Below are 19,956 nucleotides of genomic sequence, written 5' to 3' on the forward strand. Positions count from 1 at the left end.
CGCAGTGAGGGTGCCGCAACTCCCGCGGGGAGGCACCGAGCGTGCCGACGCCGCCACGACCCCAGCCGCGCGGACACGACCCCAGCCGCGCCGACCCGATCGCCGGTCGGGGAGCACGAGCCGCGGTGAGCGCGGAATCCGCGAAACCTGACGGCCAGGCCGCGCCCTCCGCGAGCCGCCGGGAACGGGGCACCGGCGCACGGACCGGGAGGAACCGGTCCCCGCTCCGACGGCCCGCCGACGGCCGCGAACCCGACAGGTACCGTTCCGCCGTTCAACAGAAGGGGACCAGCACGATGGCAGGGCGTGGGACGGACGAGGCGTCCACGGTGTCGATGGGGCGCATCGCCGTGGCCGGCTTCATCGGGACGACGATCGAGTTCTTCGACTTCTACGCGTACGGGATCGCGGCCGCGCTCGTCCTGAACGCCGCCTTCTTCCCGACGCTCGACCCGGTTGCCGGCACCCTGGCCGCCTTCTCGACCAACGCCGTCGCGTTCGTGTCCCGCCCGCTGGGGTCGGCGCTGTTCGGGCACTGGGGCGACCGGCTCGGCCGCAAGTCGATGCTGATCGCCTCGCTGCTCACGATGGGTCTGGCGACGGCGGCGGTCGGCCTGCTGCCCGGCTACGCCACGATCGGGGTCGCGGCCCCGGTCCTGCTGGTGGTGCTGCGGTTCGTGCAGGGCATCGGGCTCGGCGGCGAGTGGGGCGGGGCGGCGCTGCTGGCCGCCGAGCACGCCCCGCCCGGCAAGCGCGGGCTCTACACGATGTTCCCGCAACTCGGTCCGGCGATCGGGTTCATCGCGGCCAACGGCGTCTTCCTGCTGCTCGCCGCCCTCGTGGACGACGCGTCCTTCGCCGCCTGGGGCTGGCGCGTGCCGTTCCTCGCCAGCGCACTGCTCGTCGCGGTGGGGCTCTGGGTGCGGCTGGGGGTGGCCGAGTCGCCGGTGTTCGCGCGCGCCGAGAAGACCCGCGTGCCGCTGGTCGAGCTGCTGCGCAGCCAGCCGCGCGAGCTCCTCCTCGGCGCCGGCGCCATGATCGTCCAGTACGCGCTCTTCTACACCGCGACGACCTACTGCCTCTCCTACGGCACCCGGGTCCTGGGGATCGCCCGCACCGAGATGCTGCTGCTCACCATGATCGCGGTGGTGTTCCTCGGCGTCGCCACGGCGTTGTCGGCGCGGGCCTCGGACCGCTTCGGCCGCAAGCGGGTGGTGCTGTCCGGGTGCGCGGCCGGGATCGTGTGGGGCCCGGCGATGTTCGCGCTGCTCGACACCGCCGAGCCCGTGCTGGTCGTGCTCGCGCTGGGCGGCGCGCTCGCGATCATGGGGCTGTCGTTCGGTCCGATGGCCGCCTTCCTGCCCGAGCTGTTCGCCACCCGCACCCGCTACTCCGGGGCCTCGATCGCCTACAGCCTCGGCGGGGTGCTCGGCGGTGCGGTGCCGCCGCTCGTGGCGACCTCGCTGGAGGGCGGTTTCGGCGGCATCGCGATCGGGCTCTACCTCTCGCTGATGGCCGTGATCAGCCTCCTGTCCGTGCTGGCGCTGACCGAGACGCGCGACCGCGACCTGGCCGGCTGATCCCCGGGGCCGCGTCGGCCGGGCTCGTCTCCTCCCGCGGCCGCGGGATCTCCGGGACCTGCGGCACCCGCGGGACCTCCGGCACTCCGGGCACGGCGGGCACCAGCTCCAGCTCGAGCCCCAGCTGCTCCTCCGTGGGCGAGTTCGGCGGGCGGTAGTGCCCCTTGACCCATCCGAGGGCACGCGGGTGACCGTGCACGAACATCCCGGCCCTCCCTTCCCGCGGTCACGTGCAGTGCAGCACATGCCACCGACAGGAACCGGTCAGGAACGCGGCGGCCCGGTCGTCCCCCGCACCACCAACCGCGTGGGCAGGTCGACGTCCGGGGTGCCCTCCAGCCCGCCGGCGAGCGCGTCGAGCAGCAGCGTCGCGGCCCGTTCGCCCTGCTCACGGGCCGGTTGGGCGATCGTGGTGAGGTCGGCGAACTCGGCGACCGCCTGGTCGTCGAACCCGACGACGGACATCTGCCCGGGCACGTCGAGCCCGGCCCGCCGCAGGGTGCGCAGCGCCCCGAGGGCCATCTCGTCGGACATCGCCAGCAGCGCGCTGGGCAGCCGGGGCCCGCTGAGCAGGCGTTCCACGGCCCGGGCGCCCGCCACGGCGTCGTGTCCCGCGGGGATCACCCACTCCGGTCGCAGCGGCAGCCCGGCCTCGCCGAGGGCCGCGGCGAACCCGGCGCGCCGGGCGTCGGTGGTGTCCCGCCCGACCGTGTCGTCCGGGTCGAAGGACAGCAGCCCGATGTCGGTGTGTCCCAGCCCGACCAGGTGCCGCACGGCGGTCGCGGCGCCCGCCCGGTCGTCGATCCCGACCCGCGGCCGGCCCGGGAACGTCCCGCCGACCACCGCGATCGGCACCGCGAGCCGCTCCAGCACCTCCCGCTCCTCGTCGGTGAACGACGACGCCACGACGATCACCCCGGCGACGGCCCAGCGCTCGAGCGTGGCGAACACGTGGGCGCGCCCCTCCGGGTCACCGACGTTGTGCAGCAGCAGCTGGTGCCCGCCCGTCCGCAGGACCTTCTCCACCCCGCCGACGGCCTCGGCGAAGAACCAGGCCGAGGGGAACCGGGCCAGCGCGGCGACGGCGGGGGGTGCGGCCCGGCGGACCGGGCGCCCGGGCGGCAGGTAGGCCAGCTCGTCGACCGCGCGTCGGATGCGTTCCTGCGTTTCGGCTGCGACGTAGGACGTACCCGTCAGCGAACGGGAGACGGTCGACGGCGCCACCCCGGCGAGGCGCGCGACGTCCCGGATGCTCGCCCTGCGCCTGTCCATCCCGCCTCCCTGCCGCACGTGTGGAACAGTATGGAACAAGCAGGCAACGCCGACGGGGAGGTTCCATGACCGACACGGCCGCGTGGTGGCGGAGCGCCGTGATCTACCAGGTGTACATCCGCAGTTTCGCCGACGCCGACGGCGACGGCATCGGCGACGTCGCCGGCCTGCGGCAGCGCCTGGACCACATCGCCGACCTCGGCGTCGACGCGATCTGGATCAACCCGTGGTACCCGTCGCCGCTCGCCGACGCCGGCTACGACGTGTCCGACTACCGGGACGTCGACCCGCGCTTCGGCACCCTCGCCGACGCCGAGGCCCTGATCCGCGAGGCGCACGAGCGAGACCTGCGGATCATCCTCGACATCGTCCCGAACCACACCTCGAGCGAGCACGAGTGGTTCCGCGCGGCGCTGCGGGCCGGGCCCGGTTCCCCCGAGCGCGACCGCTACCTCTTCCGGCCCGGCCGCGGCCCGAGCGGCGACGAGCCGCCCAACGACTGGCGCGCCATGTTCGGCGGCGGCGCGTGGACCCGCGTCACCGAGCCCGACGGCACGCCCGGCGAGTGGTACCTGCACCTGTTCGACGTCGAGCAGCCCGACCTGAACTGGGAGAACCCCGAGGTCCGCGCCGACTTCGAGAAGACGTTGCGATTCTGGTTCGACCGCGGCGTGGACGGGTTCCGGATCGACGTCGCCAACTCGCTGATCAAGGAGCAGGGCCTGCCCGACGTCGGCGACAAGCAGCACCACGACCCCGGTCCGCACCCGCACTGGGACCGCGACGAGGTGCACGACGTCTACCGCGAGTGGCGCGCCCTCGCCGACACCTACGACCCGCCGAAGGTGTTCGTGGCCGAGGCGTGGGTGCCCGAGGCGGACCGGTTCGCGCGCTACCTGCGGCCCGACGAGCTGCACACCGCGTTCAACTTCGACTTCCTCAAGGCACCCTGGCTCGCCCCGGCGCTGCGCGGGTCCGTCGAACGGACCCTGCGCGAGCACGCCGCGGTCGGGGCCCCGCCGACCTGGGTGCTGTCCAACCACGACGTCGCCCGGCACACCTCGCGCCTGGCCCGCGACCCCGCCGCCGGCATCGGGACCTCGCTGGACTCGATGATCGACCTGCCAGCGGACCTCGAGCTGGGTCTGCGCCGGACCCGGGCGGCCGCGCTGCTGATCTTCGCCCTGCCCGGCGGGGCGTACGTCTACCAGGGCGACGAGCTGGGCCTGCCCGAGGTCGAGGACCTGCCGGAGGCGTCGCTGGACGACCCGACCTGGCGCCGGTCGGGGCACACCCAGCGCGGCCGCGACGGCTGCCGCGTCCCGATCCCCTGGTCCGGCGACGGGCCGCCCTTCGGCTTCGGCCCGGGCGAAGACCAGCCGTGGCTGCCGCAGCCCGAGTGGTTCTCCCGGTTCACCGTGGAGCGCGAGGACAAGGACCCCGAGTCCGTGCTCGCCCTGTACCGGCGGGCGCTGCGGATCCGCCACGACACGCCCGCGCTGGGCGACGGACCGCTGACCTGGTCGGAGGTCCCCCCGGGAGCCCTCGGGTTCGCCCGCGACCCCGGCTTCGCGTTGCTGCTCAACGTCGACGCCGCCCCGTTCGCCCTCCCCGAGGGCGCCGAGGTGCTCCTGGCCAGCGGGCCGCTGACGGACGACGGGGAGCTCCCGCAGGACACGGCGGTCTGGCTGCGGACCTGAGAGCCGCTGCTCCGGATGCAGGAGTGACGCGGACGCAGCCCGGCCCGGACGATTCCGGGGTGGAGCCGCGCGCCGAGTACCGGGACCTGCTGACCCAGGCGTACGACCTGGACAAGCCGACGGCGCCGCCCGACGAGCTCGCGTTCCACCGTGGTGTGATCGGCGCGGCCGAGCCCGTGCTGGAGCTGATGTGCGGCAGCGGGCGCTTCCTGCTGCCGCTGCTCGCGGCCGGCGTCGACGTGGACGGTGTGGACGCCTCGCCGTCCATGCTGGACGCCTGTCTCGACCACGCGCGGGAGCAGGGCCTGGACGTCTCCGGGCGGCTGCACGAGCAGCGCGCCGAGGACCTGTCGTTGCGCCGCCGGTACCGCGCCGCGTTCTGCGCCGCCGGGGCGTGGGGGCTCATCGCCGGCGACGACGAGGTCGCCCGGGCCCTCGCCGCGGTCCGGGCGCACCTGCTGCACGGCGGCACCTTCCACTTCGAGGTCGAGACCGGTCCGGGGCCGCCCGGCGCGCCGAACGGGACGGACTGGTGGGTCAGGCCGGACGGCGCGGTCATCACCGCGCGCGGCGGGCACCGGACGGACCCGGCCACCGGCCTCGAGCGGGGCGTGGGGATCTACGAGCTGTTCGTCGACGGCGTGCTCGTGCACACCGAGCTCAACCAGTGGGTGCGCCGCTTCTGGTCGGCCGACGCCATCGCCGGGGCCGTCCGCGACGCCGGGTTCGCCGAGGTCGTGGTGCGCTCGGGGCACTCCGACGCGCCGCCGGCGCCGGACGACCTCCTGCTCACCGTGCACGCCACCCGATGAGGCCCGGGCGCCTCGGCGGTCTCCCCCGCATGAGCCGCCTCACGGACAGCGCGGCCCCGTACGTCGAGGACGGGTCCGTCCCCGGGCTCGTCGCCGCCGTCGAGCGTGGTGGCGAACCGGAGGTCGTCGTGCTCGGCGGGACCGGCCCCGGGCGCCCGCCGCTGCGCCGCGACACGATCTTCCGGATCCGCATTCCGGAAGGCCGTCGGCTGATCCACGCCCCTTCACGCTGAGCGACGGGTCCCCGGCGCGGCGCTCACGAAGCGTTCCCGGCCACGCCTCCGGGTGCCACACGGTCGAGTGGAAGCGGTGCGCGCGCAGCGCAACGCGGCTGCGCAGGGTGCACGCTCCCGGCTCGGGAGGGAGCACACACCATGACCGTCACCGCCCCACGGACCGCCGCCGCGGTCGTCCCGGACGCCCGCCGCACCGCGGGGTGGGACGGGCGCGCCACCCTGCTGGGCACGGCCCTCGGCGTCGCCGTCCTGGCTCAGGGCGCGTTCTACGCCGGCCCGTTCACCGTGGTGGCCGCACTCGTCGCCGGCGCCGGCCTGCTGGCCCTGCTCGGCCGCACGTCGACCACACGCCCGGCGTCCGTCGCTGCGGCCTGCTGGGCCGGCTTCGCGCTGTGGGTCCTGGTCCGGGGCCTGCTCGACGGGACGGTGGCCTACGCGGTGCCCTCCTCGGCCGTCGCGCTGCTGCTCGCGGTCGCCCTGCCGGTCGCGGCCGGGCTCGGCGGCGAGGGACGCCGCCTGCTGCAGGCCGTCGCACTCGCCCTCGCCGTGGTCGCCGCCGCGACGGCCTGGATCGGGACGGCCCTGCACCTGTCCCCGTTGTCGATGCCCTCCGCCGGCCTGTGGCGGGCCGCTTCCGTGATCACCTACGCCAATGCGGCGGGCGCCGCCCTGGTCACCGGCCTGCTGCTCGCGCTGGTCACGCTGCCGGCGTCCCGCCCGCTGCTCCGCCGGGCCGTGGTCGCCGCGCTCCTGCTCGGGCTCGCGGTCACCATGAGTCGCGGCGCCGTGCTGGCGCTGGCGGTGGGGCTCGCCGTGCTGGTCGCCACCGCCGCCGGCCGCCGCAGCCTCCGCGGGCTGCTGCCCGTGGTGCCGGCCGTGGCGCTGCCGTGCGCCGCCCTGCTGCCCGCCCTGCCCGAGGGAGCCGCGCCGCGTCCGCTGCTCGGCCTCTCCGGGGTGGTGGCGGGGGCTGCCGTGCTGCTCGCGGCGAGCCGGCGACGACGGGCCGCGACCGCGTCCGGGCTGGGCGCGCTGCTCCTCGGCCTCGCCGACCTCGTGACCGGCCCTGTGTGGGGGCCCGGCCCGGCGGTCGCGGTGGACGCGATCGCCGACAGCCGGTTGACCGGCGCGTCCGCGGACCGGGTCGACCTGGCTCGGGAGACGCTGGAGCACTTCGCGTCCGCACCGGTCACCGGCGTCGGCCCCGGGCTGTTGGACCTCACCTACGTCGACCATTCCGGACGGCTGGTGCACGCCTGGTTCACGCACCTCGAGTACCTGCAGGTCGCGGCGGAGACCGGGCTCGTCGGCCTGGCGCTCGTGCTGGCCGGGGCCCTCGCGCTGGTCGTCGGTGCACTGCATCGCCGGACGGCCCGCCGCCTCCCGCTCCGCGCCGCCGGCGCCCTCGCCGTCCTCGCCGCGTTCGCCACGCAGAGCGCGCTCGACTTCCTCTGGCACGTCCCCGCGTTGCCGCTGCTGGTGTGCCTCGCCGTGGCCACCCTCCTGCCCGCCCCCGCCCGCACCGACACCCGAACGACGAAGGAGCCCGCCTGATGAGTCGCCCGTCCTCCGGCCGCGCCCGCACCGCGCTGCGTGCCGGTCTGGTCCTCGCCGCCAGCGGGGTGCTGGTCTGGGCCGGCGGAGCCGCCCCGGCCCTCGCTCAGTTCAGCCCGCCCAGCTACGTGACCTGCACGAACCTGCCCGGCCTCGGCACCGGCGTGGCCGTGGGGCAGGACAGCGCCCCCGTGCCGGCCGGGCTCTGCGGCCCGGTCGGCGGGTTCAGCGCGCCGGCGGTGCAGCCCGCGCTGCCGGGGGTGCCCGGCAGCCCGTTCTGACCGGCGCGGGCGGCCGGCACCCGTGCCGGCCGCCCGCCCCTACCGGTACTTCGAGTCGTAGCGGGCCCGCCCCCGCTCCCGGATCGCGCGGGCCGCGGCGTCGCGCACGGCCTGCGCGTGGCCCGGCGGGTAGCCGGCCTTGCGCACGCGGTGGTCCACCGAGTCGTGCAGCAGGAAGATCGCGAACTGGGCGGAGACCAGCCAGCCCAGCAGCAGCCCGCAGAGCCGTACCCACAGCGGGCCGGGAACGAACAGCACGATCGGCACCGAGACCAGCGTGAGCGGGACCGCCGTGCGCACCAGGTGCCGGGCCACCCAGGTGCGGCAGGTCGCGTCGTACAGCACCCACTCGCGGTACCGCGCCGGCAGCCGCCCGCCCAGCGCGTACCGGACCCACCGGACCGGCCCCGGCCGCCGCACCGCCACGCGTCCGAGGCTAGTCGTGAGGGGGCCCCAGGCACCAAGATCGCCGCGGAAGTGCCGCCAGTGCTGCCGGAACGGCCACCGCGTCACCCTCGCAGCGATCGGGGACCGGCCGGACCGCCCCGGCGACCGGCGGCTCGGGGCGGTGCGCCGTGTGCGGTCGCGATCAGTGTCGCAGCCCCGCCTCCTCGAGTAGCGGCATGACCCTCTCGCCGAAGTACTTCAGCTCCTCGTTGTAGTCGATGAGTCCGAAGATCATGCCCTCCATGCCCGCGTCGTTGAGCTTGCCGAGCTCCTCGGTGACCTGCTCGGGCGTCCCGACGATCGGGTAGCCGCCCCAGCCGGCGATGAAGCGCTCCTGCATCTCCTTGACGGCGTGGTCGAAGGACTGGCTGGCCCCGGAACCGGCGATCTTGATGACGTTGCCGGCCGCGCCCCAGTCGCCCAGGTCGACGACCTGCTGGAACGCCCGCTTCGCCTCCTCCTCGGTGTCCCGGCAGACGACGAGGCCGTAGGTCATGACGTGGATGTCGCGCTGGTAGTCGTCGCGCGCCTTGCTCTTGACCTTGTCGGTGTAGGCCTTGATGTTCTCCAGGGTGTCGAGCGAGGCGAAGTTGAAGTCGACGTTGCGGGCGGAGAACTCGATGCCCGACGGCGAGTTGCCGGCGTTGAGCAGCGCCGGACGCGGGCCCTGGTGGGGCTTGGGGTAGGCCTCGAGCAGCTCGGCGTCGAAGTACCTGGAGTGGATCGCGAAGGTGCCCTCCTCGGTCCAGAGCTTGGTGACGAAATCCAGCCACTCCTGGCCGTAGGCGTAGCGCTCGTCGTGCTCGCGCTGCTCGGAGCCGAACATCTCCATCTCCGGCGGCACCCAGCCCATCACCATGTTCAGCGCGAACCGCCCGCCGGAGATCCGGTCGACCGTGGTCGCCTGCTTGGCCGCGACGATCGGGTGCATCGTGGGCAGGTGCGAGGTCGCCGCGACCGCGATCCGCTCGGTGGCCTCGGCGATCCCGGCCGCCCAGGTGTAGGTCTCGAAGCAGTTGCCGTTGAAGTTGGTCGACCCGCCGAAACCCTTCCAGCGGGCCACCGGCACGAGCACGTCGAAGCCGAGCCGGTCGGCGCGCTGCGCGATCTCCTTGGTGTGCGCCCAGGTGATCTCGTAGGTCGACGGCGCGTGGCTCATGATCAGCCCGTACGAGCAGTTCGTGCCGAACAGGCCGAGCTTCATCTTCTGGTCGCCGAACAGCGGGTTGGTCTCGGTGCGGTCGGCGGCCGGCGTGGTCTCCGACGCCGGGCGGGGGTCGGTGGGGGCGAGGCCGAGGCGTTCGTTGGCGGTCACGGTCATGGTCGTCTCCTGGGACGGGTTCGCACGAAGGTGCCGTTCGTGCGCAAGGTGAGCGGAAGTGCCGGTGGTGCGCCGGGTGCGAGGGGAAGCGCCGTTCGTGCCGGTCAGCCGAGCTGGAAGGGGTCCCGGGTCCCGCCCGTGAGCTCGACGAACACCGACTTGTTCTCGGTGTACTCGTTGATCGCGTCGACGCCGTTCTCCCGGCCCAACCCGCTGGCGCCGAAGCCGCCGAAGGGCATGTTGGGGGCGATCACCCGGTAGGCGTTGATCCACACCGTGCCGGCGCGCAGCTTCGCCGCGACCCGGTGCGCGCGGTGCACGTCCTTGGTCCACACCGCGCCGGCCAGCCCGTACGGGGTGTCGTTGGCCAGTTTCAGGGCCTCGTCCTCGTCGGTGAAGGTGTAGGCGGCCAGCACCGGCCCGAACACCTCCTCGCGCACGATGGTGTTCTCCGGTGTCACGTTCGTGACCACGGTGGGCTTGACGAACAGACCGCCCCGCTCGGCGTCGGGCTCGCCGCCGCAGGCGAAGGTGGCGCCTTCCGCGGCCGCGCCCTGCAGGTAGCCGAGGACCTTCTCGTACTGCGGCCGGTTCGCGACCGGACCCATCTCGGTGTCCGCCTCGGTGGGGTCGCCGAGCACGATCGAATCGGCCCGTTCGACCACCTTGGAGACCAGCTCGTCGTGCACGTCGGCGTGCACGATCAGCCGAGAGCCGGCCATGCAGGTCTGCCCGGTCGCCGCGAACACGCCCGCGACCAGGCCGTTGGCCGCGGCGTCGAGGTCGGCGTCGGGGAACACGATCTGCGGGGACTTGCCGCCCAGCTCCAGGGTGACCCGGTTGAAGTTGGCCACCGCGGCCTGCGCGACCTTGGCCCCGGTCGCGGAGGAGCCGGTGAAGGCGATCTTGTCGACGCCCGGGTGCGTGGACAGGGCCTCGCCGGTGGACCGGTCCCAGCCCGTCACGACGTTGAGCACCCCGGCGGGCAACCCGGCCTCGTACAGGATCTCGGCGAAGGCGACGGTCGATGCCGGTGCGTGCTCCGACGGCTTGACGACCATCGTGCACCCGGCGGCCAGCGCCGGCGCCAGCTTGAACGTCAGCAGCAGGAGCGGCGAGTTCCACGGCGTGATCGCCCCGACGACGCCGACCGGCTCGCGGCGGGTGTAGCCGAAGTAGTTCGGGTTGACCGGCGGGACGGTGCGGCCCTCGATCTTGTCGGCCAGCCCGGAGAAGTAGTAGTACCACTGCGGCAGCGACTTCAGCTGGCCGAGCATCTCGCGCAGCAGCTTCCCGGAGTCGTTGACCTCCAGCCGGGCCAGCCGCTCGGCGTGCGCGGCGATCGCGTCGCCGCACCGGCGCATGATCGCGGCGCGCTGGAAGCCGGTCATGGCGCCCCACTCGCCCTCGAAGGCGGCGCGGGCCGCGGCGACGGCCTCGTCGACGTCCTCCGGGCCGCCGTCGGCGAGGCGGGCCCACGGCTCGCCGGTGTACGGGTTGAGCGACTCGAACGTGCGGCCCGAGCGGGCGTCGACGGACCTGCCGCCGATGAAGAGCTTCACGTCCTCGAGGGATGTCGTCATCGACCTCTCCTGTCGTCGGGTCGGGGTCCGGGGGGACCTCGCAGGGCCGGAGCGCGCGACCGGAGCGGAGCCGGCCACGCACCGGGACCGGGCTCCGGCATCGGACGACGAAGGACGCTAGGGACCCGCCGGGGGGCGCCGATATCCGCGGACCGCAGCCGCGGATCCGTTCCGTGCGAGACCAGCGGCACACGGCCTGGTGGCAGCCGTGCGCTCAACGGATAGCGCCTCGCGCTCTCGGGCTAGTAGGAGCGCCGGACGGGCCCTACTGTCGGACGCACCTTGATCGGACGGCCCCGACCGGACCGGCCGACCCGCGGTGAGGGAGCGCGCCGCGACCCGACACGAGGAGGTGTCCGGATGGAGGCCGCTGCCGAGCCCGTGCAGGTCCCTCCCGCCCGACTGACGCGCTATCCCGTCCTCGACACCCGCAGCCTCGAGCAGGCCCGCGAGGCCGTGACGCGGGTGTACCTCGACCACGACCTGTCCGCGCCGGACGACCGGCTCGAGATGACGCTCAACGCGACCTCGGACCGGCTGTTCACGGTCGGCTACCTGACCTACAAGTCCGCGGCGAAGCTCGTGATGCCGCCCACCGAGGACAACTACCACGTCAACCTGACGACGGCGGGCCGCACCGCGGCCAGCCGCACGGACGGTGGGCGCGCCTCGACCGCCGCGCGGACCAGCGGGATCGTGCTGCTCCCGGACCAGGAGAACACCGTCCGCTGGTCCCCCGACGCCGAGCAGCTGATCCTGAAGATCCCGCGCCGCAGCCTGGAGGACCACCTGAGCGAGCAGCTCAACCGCCCGGTGCACGACGTGCTCGACTTCGACTACGGGATCGACCTCACCACGCCGGCGGGGCGCACCCTGCTGGCCTCGGTCGAGTTCTTCGTGCGCGAGCTCGACCGCCCGGGCGGGCTGGCCGACATGCCGATCGCGCGCGAGCAGTACGAGGCGTTCGTGATGACACAGCTGCTGCACGCGGGCCGCCACCAGTACACGGACGCGCTGCTCGCGCCCGCCGACCCCGTGCGCTCCGGCCGGCTGCGCCCCGTCCTCGACTACATGGAGCAGCACGCCGACGAGCCGCTCACCCCTCAGGAGCTGGCCCGGGTGGGCTGCATGAGCGTCCGCACCCTGCACGCGACCTTCCAGCAGGAGCTCGGCGAGTCGCCGATGACCCACCTGCGCCGCATCCGGCTCGACCACGTCCGCGCCGAGCTGCTGCGCTGCGACCCGGCGTCGACCCGGGTCACAGAGGTGGCGCTGCGCTGGGGCTTCTTCCACCAGAGCCGCTTCGCCCAGCAGTACCGGGAGCGCTTCGGCGAGCTGCCGCGCGAGACCCTGCGGGAGCGGGCCGGCTAGGGTCCCCGGCACTCGGCGGCTGTCCCGCGGCCGTCACCGGATGGCCGCGGGGCCGCCGGGCTCCTACGGTCGGCGGCGTGCTCGACGACGACTCCCCCGCCGGTCCCCCCGCCGCCCTCGACGGCATCCGGGTGCTGGAGCTCGGCACCCTCATCGCCGGTCCCTTCTGCGGTCGGCTGCTCGCCGACCACGGCGCGGACGTCATCAAGATCGAGGCGCCGGACCGGCCGGACCCGCTGCGCGTGTGGGGCCAGGCCGAGCAGGACGGCCATCACTTCTTCTGGACCGTGCACGCCCGCAACAAGCGCTGCGTGACCCTCGACCTGCGCCGCGACGAGGGCCGCGCGCTCTTCCTGCGCCTGGTCGACACCGCCGACGTGGTGGTGGAGAGCTTCCGGCCCGGGACGCTGGAGCGCTGGGGCCTGGGCTACGACGTGCTCTCCGCGCGCAACCCGGGGCTGGTCCTCGCCCGCGTCTCGGGATACGGGCAGACCGGGCCGCTCAGCCGGCGTCCCGGCTATGCGTCGGTGGCCGAGGCGGCGGGTGGCATGCGCTATCTCAACGGCTTCCCCGGCGGGCCACCGCCGCGCGCGGCGCTGTCCCTGGGCGACTCGCTGGGCGGGATGTTCGCGATGCAGGGCGTGCTCGCCGCGCTCCTGGCCCGTGGCCGGCGGGGTCCCCGGCAGGGGAAGGGCCAGGTCGTCGACGTCGCGCTGGCCGAGGCCTGCCTGGCGATGCTGGAGTCGGTGATCCCGGACTACGACGCGACGGGGCTGGTCCGGCAGCCGTCGGGCACCCGGCTGGACAAGCTCGCCCCGTCGAACCTCTACCGCAGCCGGGACGGCCGGTGGCTGATCATCGCGGCCAACCAGGACACCGTCTTCGCCCGGCTCTGCACCGCGATGGGCCGCGAGGACCTGGTGACGGATCCGCGCTTCGCCACGCACGTGCCCCGCGGCGAGCACCAGGACGAGATCGACGCCGTCGTGGCCGAGTGGGCCGGGCGGCACGACGCCGACGAGCTGACCCGGGTGCTCGAGGAGGCCGGCGTGGTCGTCGGCCCGGTGGACACGGTGGCCGAGGTGGTGGCGAACCCGCAGTTCCGGGCCCGGGACATGCTGGTGCCGCACTTCGACGAGGCGATCGGCAAGGAGGTCCTCGGACCCGGGGTGATGCCGGTGCTCACCGGCACCCCCGGCGCGGTCCGGTGGGCCGGGCCCCCACGGCCCGGGACGCACAACGACGAGGTCTACACCGGACTGCTCGGTCTCGACGCGACCGAGCTCGACGCCCTGCGCGGCGCCGGCGTGATCTGAACCGGAGGTACCCGCCCTGCGGCCGGTCCCCGGCCCGAACCGGCCGCACGCCCCTCACCCGGTGATGCCGTAGGCCCCGCGGTGGAACAGCAGGGGTGCCCGGGACGGGTCGGCTCCCAGGTCCTGCACCCGCCCGACGACGATCGTGTGGTCCCCGCCCGGGAACTCGTCGGCGAGGGTGCAGTCGATCCACGCCGCGACGCCGTCGAGCCTCGGCGCGCCGGACGGGGCGGGCGTCCACGCGACCCCGGCGTACTTGTCGGTGCCCGAGCGGGCGAAGGCGGAGCTGAGCTCCTCGTGCCCGTCGGCGAGGACGTTGACGCAGAAGGCGCCCGCCTCCCGGATCCGCGGCCAGGTCGACGACGTGCGGGCGGGACTGAAGGAGACCAGCGGCGGATCGAGCGACAGCGAGCTGAAGGACTGGCAGGTGAAACCGGCGGGCCCGCCGGGGGTGATCGCGGTGACCACTACGATGCCGGAGGCGAAGTGCCCCAGCACCTCCCGCATCCGGGCGGGCGCGACCGCCCCGGGCACCTCGACGTGCGTCGTCTCGTCCATGCCGGGCGACGGTAGGCCGCCCGCGCGGGCGCCGATATCCGCGGACCGCGGCCGGGGAGCCGCGGGGCGAAGTGTCCGGCGTCACCCCCGATCGGACCGCGCTCCACGGATAGGACTCGGCTCACAACGGATAGTCGCGGCGGCCCGCGCTCTCCTACCGTCGACCCGTGCTCGACGGTCCGCCCGTCCGGGTGGGCATCCGACCGTGAGGAACCGACGATGACGTCTCCTACCCCCGCCCTGCCCGGCACGCGCGCCGTGCAGCAGGCCGTGGCCGCGCTGGCCGCCGGCCGGATGGTGATCGTGACCGACGACGCCGACCGCGAGGACGAGGGCGACCTCGTCCTGCCCGCCGCCACCGCCACGGCCGAGCAGCTCGCCTTCGTGGTCCGGCACACCACCGGGATCGTCTGCGCGCCGATGCCCGCCGAGCGGGCCGACGCCCTGGGCCTGCCGCCGATGGTCACCGACAACACCGACGCCCACGGCACGGCCTTCACCGTGACCGTCGACCACCTCGACGCCGGCACCGGGGTCTCCGCCGCCGACCGCACCCGGACCCTGCGCGCGCTCGCCGACCCCGCGACCCGCCCCGCCGATCTCCGCCGGCCCGGGCACGTCTTCCCGCTGCGCGCCCGCGAGGGCGGCGTCCTGGTCCGCGCCGGACACACCGAGGCCGCCGTGGACCTGCTGCGCCTGGCCGGGCAGGAGCCGGTCGGGGTGATCGGCGAGATCGTCGACACCGACGGCTCGATGGCCCGCGGCGAACGGCTGCGCGCCTTCGCCGCCGAGCACGACCTGCCGGTCCTCGCGATCGCCGACCTCGTCCGGCACCGCCGGGCCACCGAGCAGCTCGTCGAGCACGTGGCCACCTCCGCCATGCCCACGGTGTTCGGCGAGTTCCGCGCCGTCGCCTACCGCTCCACCCTCGACGGCACCGAGCACCTCGCCCTCGTGTACGGCGACGCCGTCGCGGCCAGCCGCACCGCCCACGGCGCCCTGGTGCGGGTGCACAGCGAGTGCCTGACCGGCGACATCATCGGCTCGCTGCGCTGCGACTGCGGCGCCCAGCTCGAGCAGGCCCTGCGCGCGATCGCCGCCGAGGGCGCCGGCGCGGTGGTCTACCTGCGCGGGCACGAGGGCCGCGGGATCGGCCTGGGGCACAAGATCCGCGCCTACGCGCTGCAGGAGAGCGGGCTCGACACCGTCGACGCCAACACCGCCCAGGGCCTGCCGGTCGACTCGCGCTCCTACGGCGTGGGCGCCCAGATCCTCGCCGACCTCGGCATCACCCGACTGCGGCTGATCACCAACAACCCCGCCAAGTACGGCGGGCTCGACGGCTACGGGCTCGAGATCGTCGGGCGGGTCGGCCTGCCCGCGGCCCCCTCCCCGCACAACCTGCGCTACCTGCGCACCAAGCAGGAGCGCATGGGCCACGTCCTCACCCTCGAGGGCGGCGTGGACGACGGGATCGACGGCGCCGCGGGCTGAGCTGAGGCACCGCGGCGTCGCGACGCCGTCGCCCGAACGCGAGGAAATCAGGTTCCCGCCGATTCTTCGTCTTTCGATCACGCTTTCCCGTACGCCACCCCTTGTCGCCGCAAGAGCACGGCGCTACCGTTCCTTTCCGCCACCGGTGGCGACAGGGGAATCGCGGTCGGACGGGAGGCGGAATGATTCGAAGGCTCATCGCTGCGGCGTTGATCGCCGCAGGTCTCACGGTCGGCGGGGCAGGGATCGCATTCGCAGACCCTGATTTCGGCGCGGGGAGCAGCTCGGCGGGCCCGCACGACGCCAACGCGAAGTGCCACCCGCCCGGCCAGACGTCGGGTGACGCTCGCTGCAAGTGAGGATCGAGCGCTCGTCAGATCTGTCTGCGGTGGAGCACATCGAGCTACCCGCAGAGCATCTGAGCTACCCGCAGAGCTGATCCAGGGCCCGGCGCCTTCGGGGGCCGGGCGGATGGGCTCCCGCGCGGGTCGTCGGCGGACGTCCACGCGGGAGCCCTCACCTGCCCACCGCTCCGTGCCGGCAGGACACCTCTCGACTATCGCACAGAATGACGCGCGCCTGCGACCGAAATGGAACACCACCACGCGTGATCGCGCCCGCGAACTCTTGGCTGGGAATCACCTTTTGCGTGCGAACAAGTGATTCTTTCGAACCACCGGTCGCAGGCCGAGACCTGCACGCTGCTCGGCCGACGGACATTCTTTGCGTAACCCTCGAGTATTCCGGTCTCCACGCATTCGCCAGGCCACGGCGACGACGACCCGGGGCATCGGTCGCGGCGCCGTCGCGGCGATCACCGCTCGGCTATCGTGGCGCTCATGTCAGCGGGTGACGACACGTCGGGGCGCGCGGCCCGCCGCGACCTGGCGTTCGACGCCCTCGCCGACCCGGTCCGCCGGGAGATCCTCGCCGTGCTGGCGGAGGAGGACGAGTGCAGCGCCGGCGCCCTGGCCGGGCGCATCACCAGCGTCGGGCGGACCGCCGTGTCGACGCACCTGCGCGTGCTGCGCGTGGCCGGCCTGGTCACCGAGCGCCGCGCCGGCCGCTACCGGTACTACTCGGTGGACCCGAGCGGCTCGGCCGCCGAGGTCCTGACCCTGCTGCAGGGCCTGTTCCAGCAGTCCCTTCACGGTGTGCGCGCCGCCGTGGAGAATCGGCCGCCGGAGACCGGGCCGGTGGACACCGGCCGCACCGGCGGACCGGACGGGACCGGCCCCGACACGGCCGCGGAGGCGGGATGAGCAACGGGGCGAGGGCGCGGTAGCGGTGGGGACCGTCGCGGTCTCGGCCGAGGAGTTCGCCGCCGTCCCGCCCGAGGTGGTGTTCGACCGCTTCGGCGGCGGCACCGGGTCGGGCTGGCTGTTCGACGCCGCCTGCGACCGCATCGCCGTCGGGGCCGTCGTCACGCTGCGGGTCCCGCTCGGCGGGCCCGGACCGGTCGACGTCCTCGGCCGGATCAGCGCGCTGCGCCGCCCGACCTCCCTCACCGTGAGCCACGACCAGCCCTGGCGCGGGCGGATCCGGCTCCGCCTCGCCCCGGCCCCCGGCGGTACCCGCATCCGGCTGCACGCCGAGATCGACGAGCGCGGGCTGGAGTGGCTCATGCGCCGGCAGGGCCTGCCGGTGCCGCGCGGTACGGCGGCGGGTCCCCGGATCGGCCTGTTGACCAGCAAGTCCGGGCCCGCCAGCCTCTTCGCCGCGGCGACCGAGAACGTGGCGACCCTCGCGCTGGAGGAGATCAACGGCGACGGCGGGGTGGGCGGGAAGCCCGTCGAGCTGCTCGTGGCCGACGACGCCACCGACCCGGCCACCGGGGCGCTCGAGGCGCTCCGGCTCGTCCGCGCCGGCTGCGCGACGGTGTTCCTGATGACCACCTCGGCCACCTACGACGCGGTGTCGGCCGCCCTCGCGGACACCGGGGTGCTCGTCGTGCAGTCGCCCATGAACGAGGGCGGCGGGGAGAGCCGGCTGCGGATCCGGCTCGGCGAGCGCCCGGCCGCGCAGCTGGCCGCCGCGGCCGCCCCGCTGATGCGCGCGGCCGGCGGACGCCGCTGGTTCCTCGCCGGCAACGACTACGTCTGGCCCCGCGAGGTCAACGCGGCCGCCCGGGTGATCCTCCCGGCCGTCGGCGCCCGGCTCGTCGGCGAGCGGTACGCCCCGCTGGGCACCGAGGACTTCACCCCGGTCGTCGAGGCGATCGCCGCGTCGGGGGCCGACGTCGTGCTCAACGGCTTCGTCGGGGCCGACGCCGCGGCGTTCGAGCGGCAGTGCCACGCGATGGGGTTGCGGGACCGCACGCTCAGCCTCGGCCCGGCGATGGACGAGGTGACCCTGGAGCGGGTCGGCGCCTCGGCCGCCCGCGGCATCCACGGGGTGTCCGGCTACTTCCAGCAGCTCGACACCGACGGCAACGGCACGCTCCTGCAGCGCTACCGCGCGGCCTTCGGCCCGTGGGCCCCGCCGCTGTCCACCCTCACCGAGTCCGTGTTCGAGGCGATGCACATGTGGGCGGCCGCCGCCCGCCGCGCCCGCACCACGAATCCCGACCGGGTCGCCGACGAGATGCGCGTGGGGCGCTACGAGTTCCCCCGCGGCACGGTCACGCTCGACGGCACGGACGGCGTGCACCAGCGGCTCTACCTGGCCGAGGCCCGCGGCGCGGTTTTCACCCCGCTGTTCCCCGCGGACGTCGCCGGATGAACGGCGTGTCAACGCGTCAAGAAGCGTTGACACGAGTCCGCGGATGTCCCTAGCGTCCTCGCTCGGATCCACCGACCCGAGGAGTGCACGTGGCGATCCCGCCCCCCGACGCGACCCGGCTGGCGGCGCTGAACGAGCACCACGGGTTCGGGCTGTCCGAGGCCGAGCTGGCCGAGTACGCGCCGGCGGTGGCCGCGACGCTGGCCGCGTCGGAGCGCGTCGAGGAGCTCTACGCCGCGACCGCGCCGGCCGCCCCGGACCGGGCCTGGTCCGAGCCGGAGGACAACGCGCTCGGCGCCTGGTACGTGACCACGTCGATCCCGGGGGCGCCCGAGGGCCCGCTGGCGGGGAAGACCGTCGCGATCAAGGACAACATCGCCGTGGCCGGGGTGCCGATGATGAACGGCTCGCGCACCGTGGAGGGCTTCGTCCCCACCCGCGACGCCACCGTCGTCACCCGGCTGCTCGAGGCAGGCGCCACGGTCGCGGGCAAGTCGGTGTGCGAGGACCTGTGCTTCTCCGGGGCCAGCTTCACCTCCCACCCGGGCCCGGTGCGCAACCCGTGGGACCCCTCCCGCAACGCCGGTGGCTCGTCGTCGGGCAGCGTCGCGCTGGTCGTCACCGGTGCGGTGGACCTGGCCGTCGGCGGGGACCAGGGCGGCTCGGTGCGCATCCCGGCCGCGTTCTCCGGCGGGGTCGGGCACAAGCCCACCCACGGCCTGGTGCCCTACACCGGCGCGTTCCCGATCGAGCAGACCATCGACCACCTCGGACCGATGACCCGCACCGTCGCCGACGCGGCCGCGATGCTCACCGTGCTGGCCGGGGTCGACGGGCTCGACCCGCGCCAGCCCACCACGCTCGAGGCCGTCGACTACACCGCGGCGCTCGCCGGGTCGGCCGAGGGACTGCGGATCGGGGTGGTCGGGCAGGGCTTCGGCACCCCGGTCAGCGACCCGGGCGTCGACGAGGCGGTGCGCGCCGCGGTGGAGACCCTGCGCGGGGCCGGGCTGGTCGCCGAGGAGGTGTCGATCCCCTGGCACGTCGACGCGATGGCCGTGTGGAACGTGATCGCCACCGAGGGCGCGGCCTTCCAGATGCTCGACGGCAACGGCTACGGCATGAACTCCCAGGGCCTCTACGACCCGGAGCTGATCGCGCACTACGCGGCCAATCGGATCGCGAAGGGCGCGCACCTGTCCAAGACGGTCAAGCTCGTCGGGCTGTCCGGCCGCTACACCTTCGAGCTGGCCGGCGGGAAGTACTACGCGATGGCCCGCAACCTCGCCCTCGAGCTGCGCCGGGCCTACGACGACGCGCTGTCGGCCCACGACGTGCTGGTCATGCCGACCCTGCCCTACACCGCCCGCGAGCTGGTGCCGCTCGACGCCCCGCTGGAGACCTACCTGCCCACCGCGCTGTCGATGATCGGCAACACAGCGCCGTTCGACGTCACCGGTCACCCCGCCATCAGCGTGCCCGCGGGCCTGGTCGACGGGCTCCCGGCCGGACTGATGATCGTCGGGAAGCGGTTCGACGACGCCACCGTCCTGCGCGTCGCCCACGCCTACGAGCAGGCGGTCGGCGGCTTCCCCGCCCCGCCCACGCTGACGACGGCGGGCGACCGGATGTGAGCGGCCTCGTCCACCTCGGCGACCTCGGCGACCTCGGCGGCACGGACGGGCCGGACCCGGTCCCTCCCGTGCGGCCCTA

At 74.4% G+C, this 19,956-nt stretch carries 17 protein-coding genes; 12 read left to right on the forward strand and 5 right to left on the reverse strand.

The window, feature by feature from the left end; translation table 11 throughout:
• Positions 1-296 precede the first annotated feature (296 nt).
• On the forward strand, positions 297-1,580 hold the full coding sequence (locus ACFQH9_RS05555; protein WP_379564800.1) for an MFS transporter: 1,284 nt from the start codon (positions 297-299) through the stop codon (positions 1,578-1,580).
• A gap of 264 nt (positions 1,581-1,844) precedes the next feature.
• Here ACFQH9_RS05555 and ACFQH9_RS05560 read toward each other — a convergent pair whose 3' ends face one another.
• Positions 1,845-2,852: a LacI family DNA-binding transcriptional regulator gene (locus ACFQH9_RS05560; protein WP_379564801.1), complete on the reverse strand. Its 1,008-nt coding sequence runs from the start codon at positions 2,850-2,852 to the stop codon at positions 1,845-1,847.
• 65 nt (positions 2,853-2,917) lie between these two features.
• Between ACFQH9_RS05560 and ACFQH9_RS05565 the strand changes: the two genes are divergently transcribed.
• The 5 genes from ACFQH9_RS05565 (at position 2,918) to ACFQH9_RS05585 (ending at position 7,432) form a co-directional block, all read left to right on the forward strand.
• Positions 2,918-4,552 (forward strand): glycoside hydrolase family 13 protein, encoded by a 1,635-nt coding sequence (locus tag ACFQH9_RS05565; RefSeq protein ID WP_379564802.1) that lies wholly within the window; start codon positions 2,918-2,920, stop codon positions 4,550-4,552.
• Positions 4,553-4,611: 59 nt separating this feature from the next.
• Positions 4,612-5,364 (forward strand): class I SAM-dependent methyltransferase, encoded by a 753-nt coding sequence (locus ACFQH9_RS05570; RefSeq protein ID WP_379564803.1) that lies wholly within the window; start codon positions 4,612-4,614, stop codon positions 5,362-5,364.
• 29 nt (positions 5,365-5,393) lie between these two features.
• The gene (locus ACFQH9_RS05575; RefSeq protein WP_379564804.1) at positions 5,394-5,597 is read left to right on the forward strand and encodes a hypothetical protein; all 204 of its coding nucleotides are present in this window, start codon (positions 5,394-5,396) and stop codon (positions 5,595-5,597) included.
• A gap of 141 nt (positions 5,598-5,738) precedes the next feature.
• Positions 5,739-7,151 (forward strand): O-antigen ligase family protein, encoded by a 1,413-nt coding sequence (locus ACFQH9_RS05580; RefSeq protein WP_379564805.1) that lies wholly within the window; start codon positions 5,739-5,741, stop codon positions 7,149-7,151.
• Positions 7,151-7,432: a hypothetical protein gene (locus tag ACFQH9_RS05585; protein ID WP_379564806.1), complete on the forward strand. Its 282-nt coding sequence runs from the start codon at positions 7,151-7,153 to the stop codon at positions 7,430-7,432. The genes ACFQH9_RS05580 and ACFQH9_RS05585 overlap by 1 nt, the downstream gene beginning before the upstream one ends.
• A 39-nt stretch (positions 7,433-7,471) precedes the next feature.
• Here ACFQH9_RS05585 and ACFQH9_RS05590 read toward each other — a convergent pair whose 3' ends face one another.
• From ACFQH9_RS05590 to ACFQH9_RS05600, 3 genes are all read right to left on the reverse strand, one after another.
• Entirely contained in the window at positions 7,472-7,858 is a 387-nt protein-coding gene (locus ACFQH9_RS05590) for a DUF5313 family protein (RefSeq protein ID WP_379564807.1), read from the reverse strand.
• A 163-nt stretch (positions 7,859-8,021) separates the two neighbouring features.
• Positions 8,022-9,200, reverse strand: a complete 1,179-nt coding sequence (locus ACFQH9_RS05595) for an LLM class flavin-dependent oxidoreductase (protein ID WP_379564808.1) — start codon at positions 9,198-9,200, stop codon at positions 8,022-8,024.
• 104 nt (positions 9,201-9,304) lie between these two features.
• Positions 9,305-10,783, reverse strand: a complete 1,479-nt coding sequence (locus ACFQH9_RS05600) for an aldehyde dehydrogenase (protein WP_379564809.1) — start codon at positions 10,781-10,783, stop codon at positions 9,305-9,307.
• A gap of 360 nt (positions 10,784-11,143) precedes the next feature.
• On the opposite strand from ACFQH9_RS05600, the gene ACFQH9_RS05605 reads away from it, so the two are divergent.
• Positions 11,144-12,154, forward strand: a complete 1,011-nt coding sequence (locus tag ACFQH9_RS05605) for an AraC family transcriptional regulator (protein WP_379564810.1) — start codon at positions 11,144-11,146, stop codon at positions 12,152-12,154.
• 77 nt (positions 12,155-12,231) lie between these two features.
• Entirely contained in the window at positions 12,232-13,470 is a 1,239-nt protein-coding gene (locus ACFQH9_RS05610) for a CaiB/BaiF CoA transferase family protein (RefSeq protein ID WP_379564811.1), read from the forward strand.
• Between the two features lie 54 nt (positions 13,471-13,524).
• On the opposite strand, the gene ACFQH9_RS05615 is transcribed toward ACFQH9_RS05610, so the two are convergent.
• Positions 13,525-14,028 (reverse strand): flavin reductase family protein, encoded by a 504-nt coding sequence (locus ACFQH9_RS05615; RefSeq protein ID WP_379564812.1) that lies wholly within the window; start codon positions 14,026-14,028, stop codon positions 13,525-13,527.
• A 219-nt stretch (positions 14,029-14,247) separates the two neighbouring features.
• Here ACFQH9_RS05615 and ACFQH9_RS05620 point away from each other — a divergent pair, with 219 nt between their 5' ends.
• From ACFQH9_RS05620 to ACFQH9_RS05635, 4 genes are all read left to right on the forward strand, one after another.
• Entirely contained in the window at positions 14,248-15,522 is a 1,275-nt protein-coding gene (locus tag ACFQH9_RS05620; protein ID WP_379564813.1) for a bifunctional 3,4-dihydroxy-2-butanone-4-phosphate synthase/GTP cyclohydrolase II, read from the forward strand.
• 839 nt (positions 15,523-16,361) lie between these two features.
• On the forward strand, positions 16,362-16,784 hold the full coding sequence (locus ACFQH9_RS05625) for an ArsR/SmtB family transcription factor (protein ID WP_379564814.1): 423 nt from the start codon (positions 16,362-16,364) through the stop codon (positions 16,782-16,784).
• A gap of 25 nt (positions 16,785-16,809) precedes the next feature.
• Complete coding sequence (locus ACFQH9_RS05630; protein ID WP_379564815.1) at positions 16,810-18,243, forward strand: substrate-binding protein; 1,434 nt, start codon at positions 16,810-16,812, stop codon at positions 18,241-18,243.
• An 89-nt stretch (positions 18,244-18,332) separates the two neighbouring features.
• Positions 18,333-19,877: an amidase gene (locus tag ACFQH9_RS05635; protein ID WP_379564816.1), complete on the forward strand. Its 1,545-nt coding sequence runs from the start codon at positions 18,333-18,335 to the stop codon at positions 19,875-19,877.
• Positions 19,878-19,956 lie beyond the last annotated feature (79 nt).

It is taken from the genome of Pseudonocardia lutea (genome assembly GCF_042658055.1).
Taxonomy (GTDB): Bacteria; Actinomycetota; Actinomycetes; order Mycobacteriales; family Pseudonocardiaceae; genus Pseudonocardia; species Pseudonocardia lutea.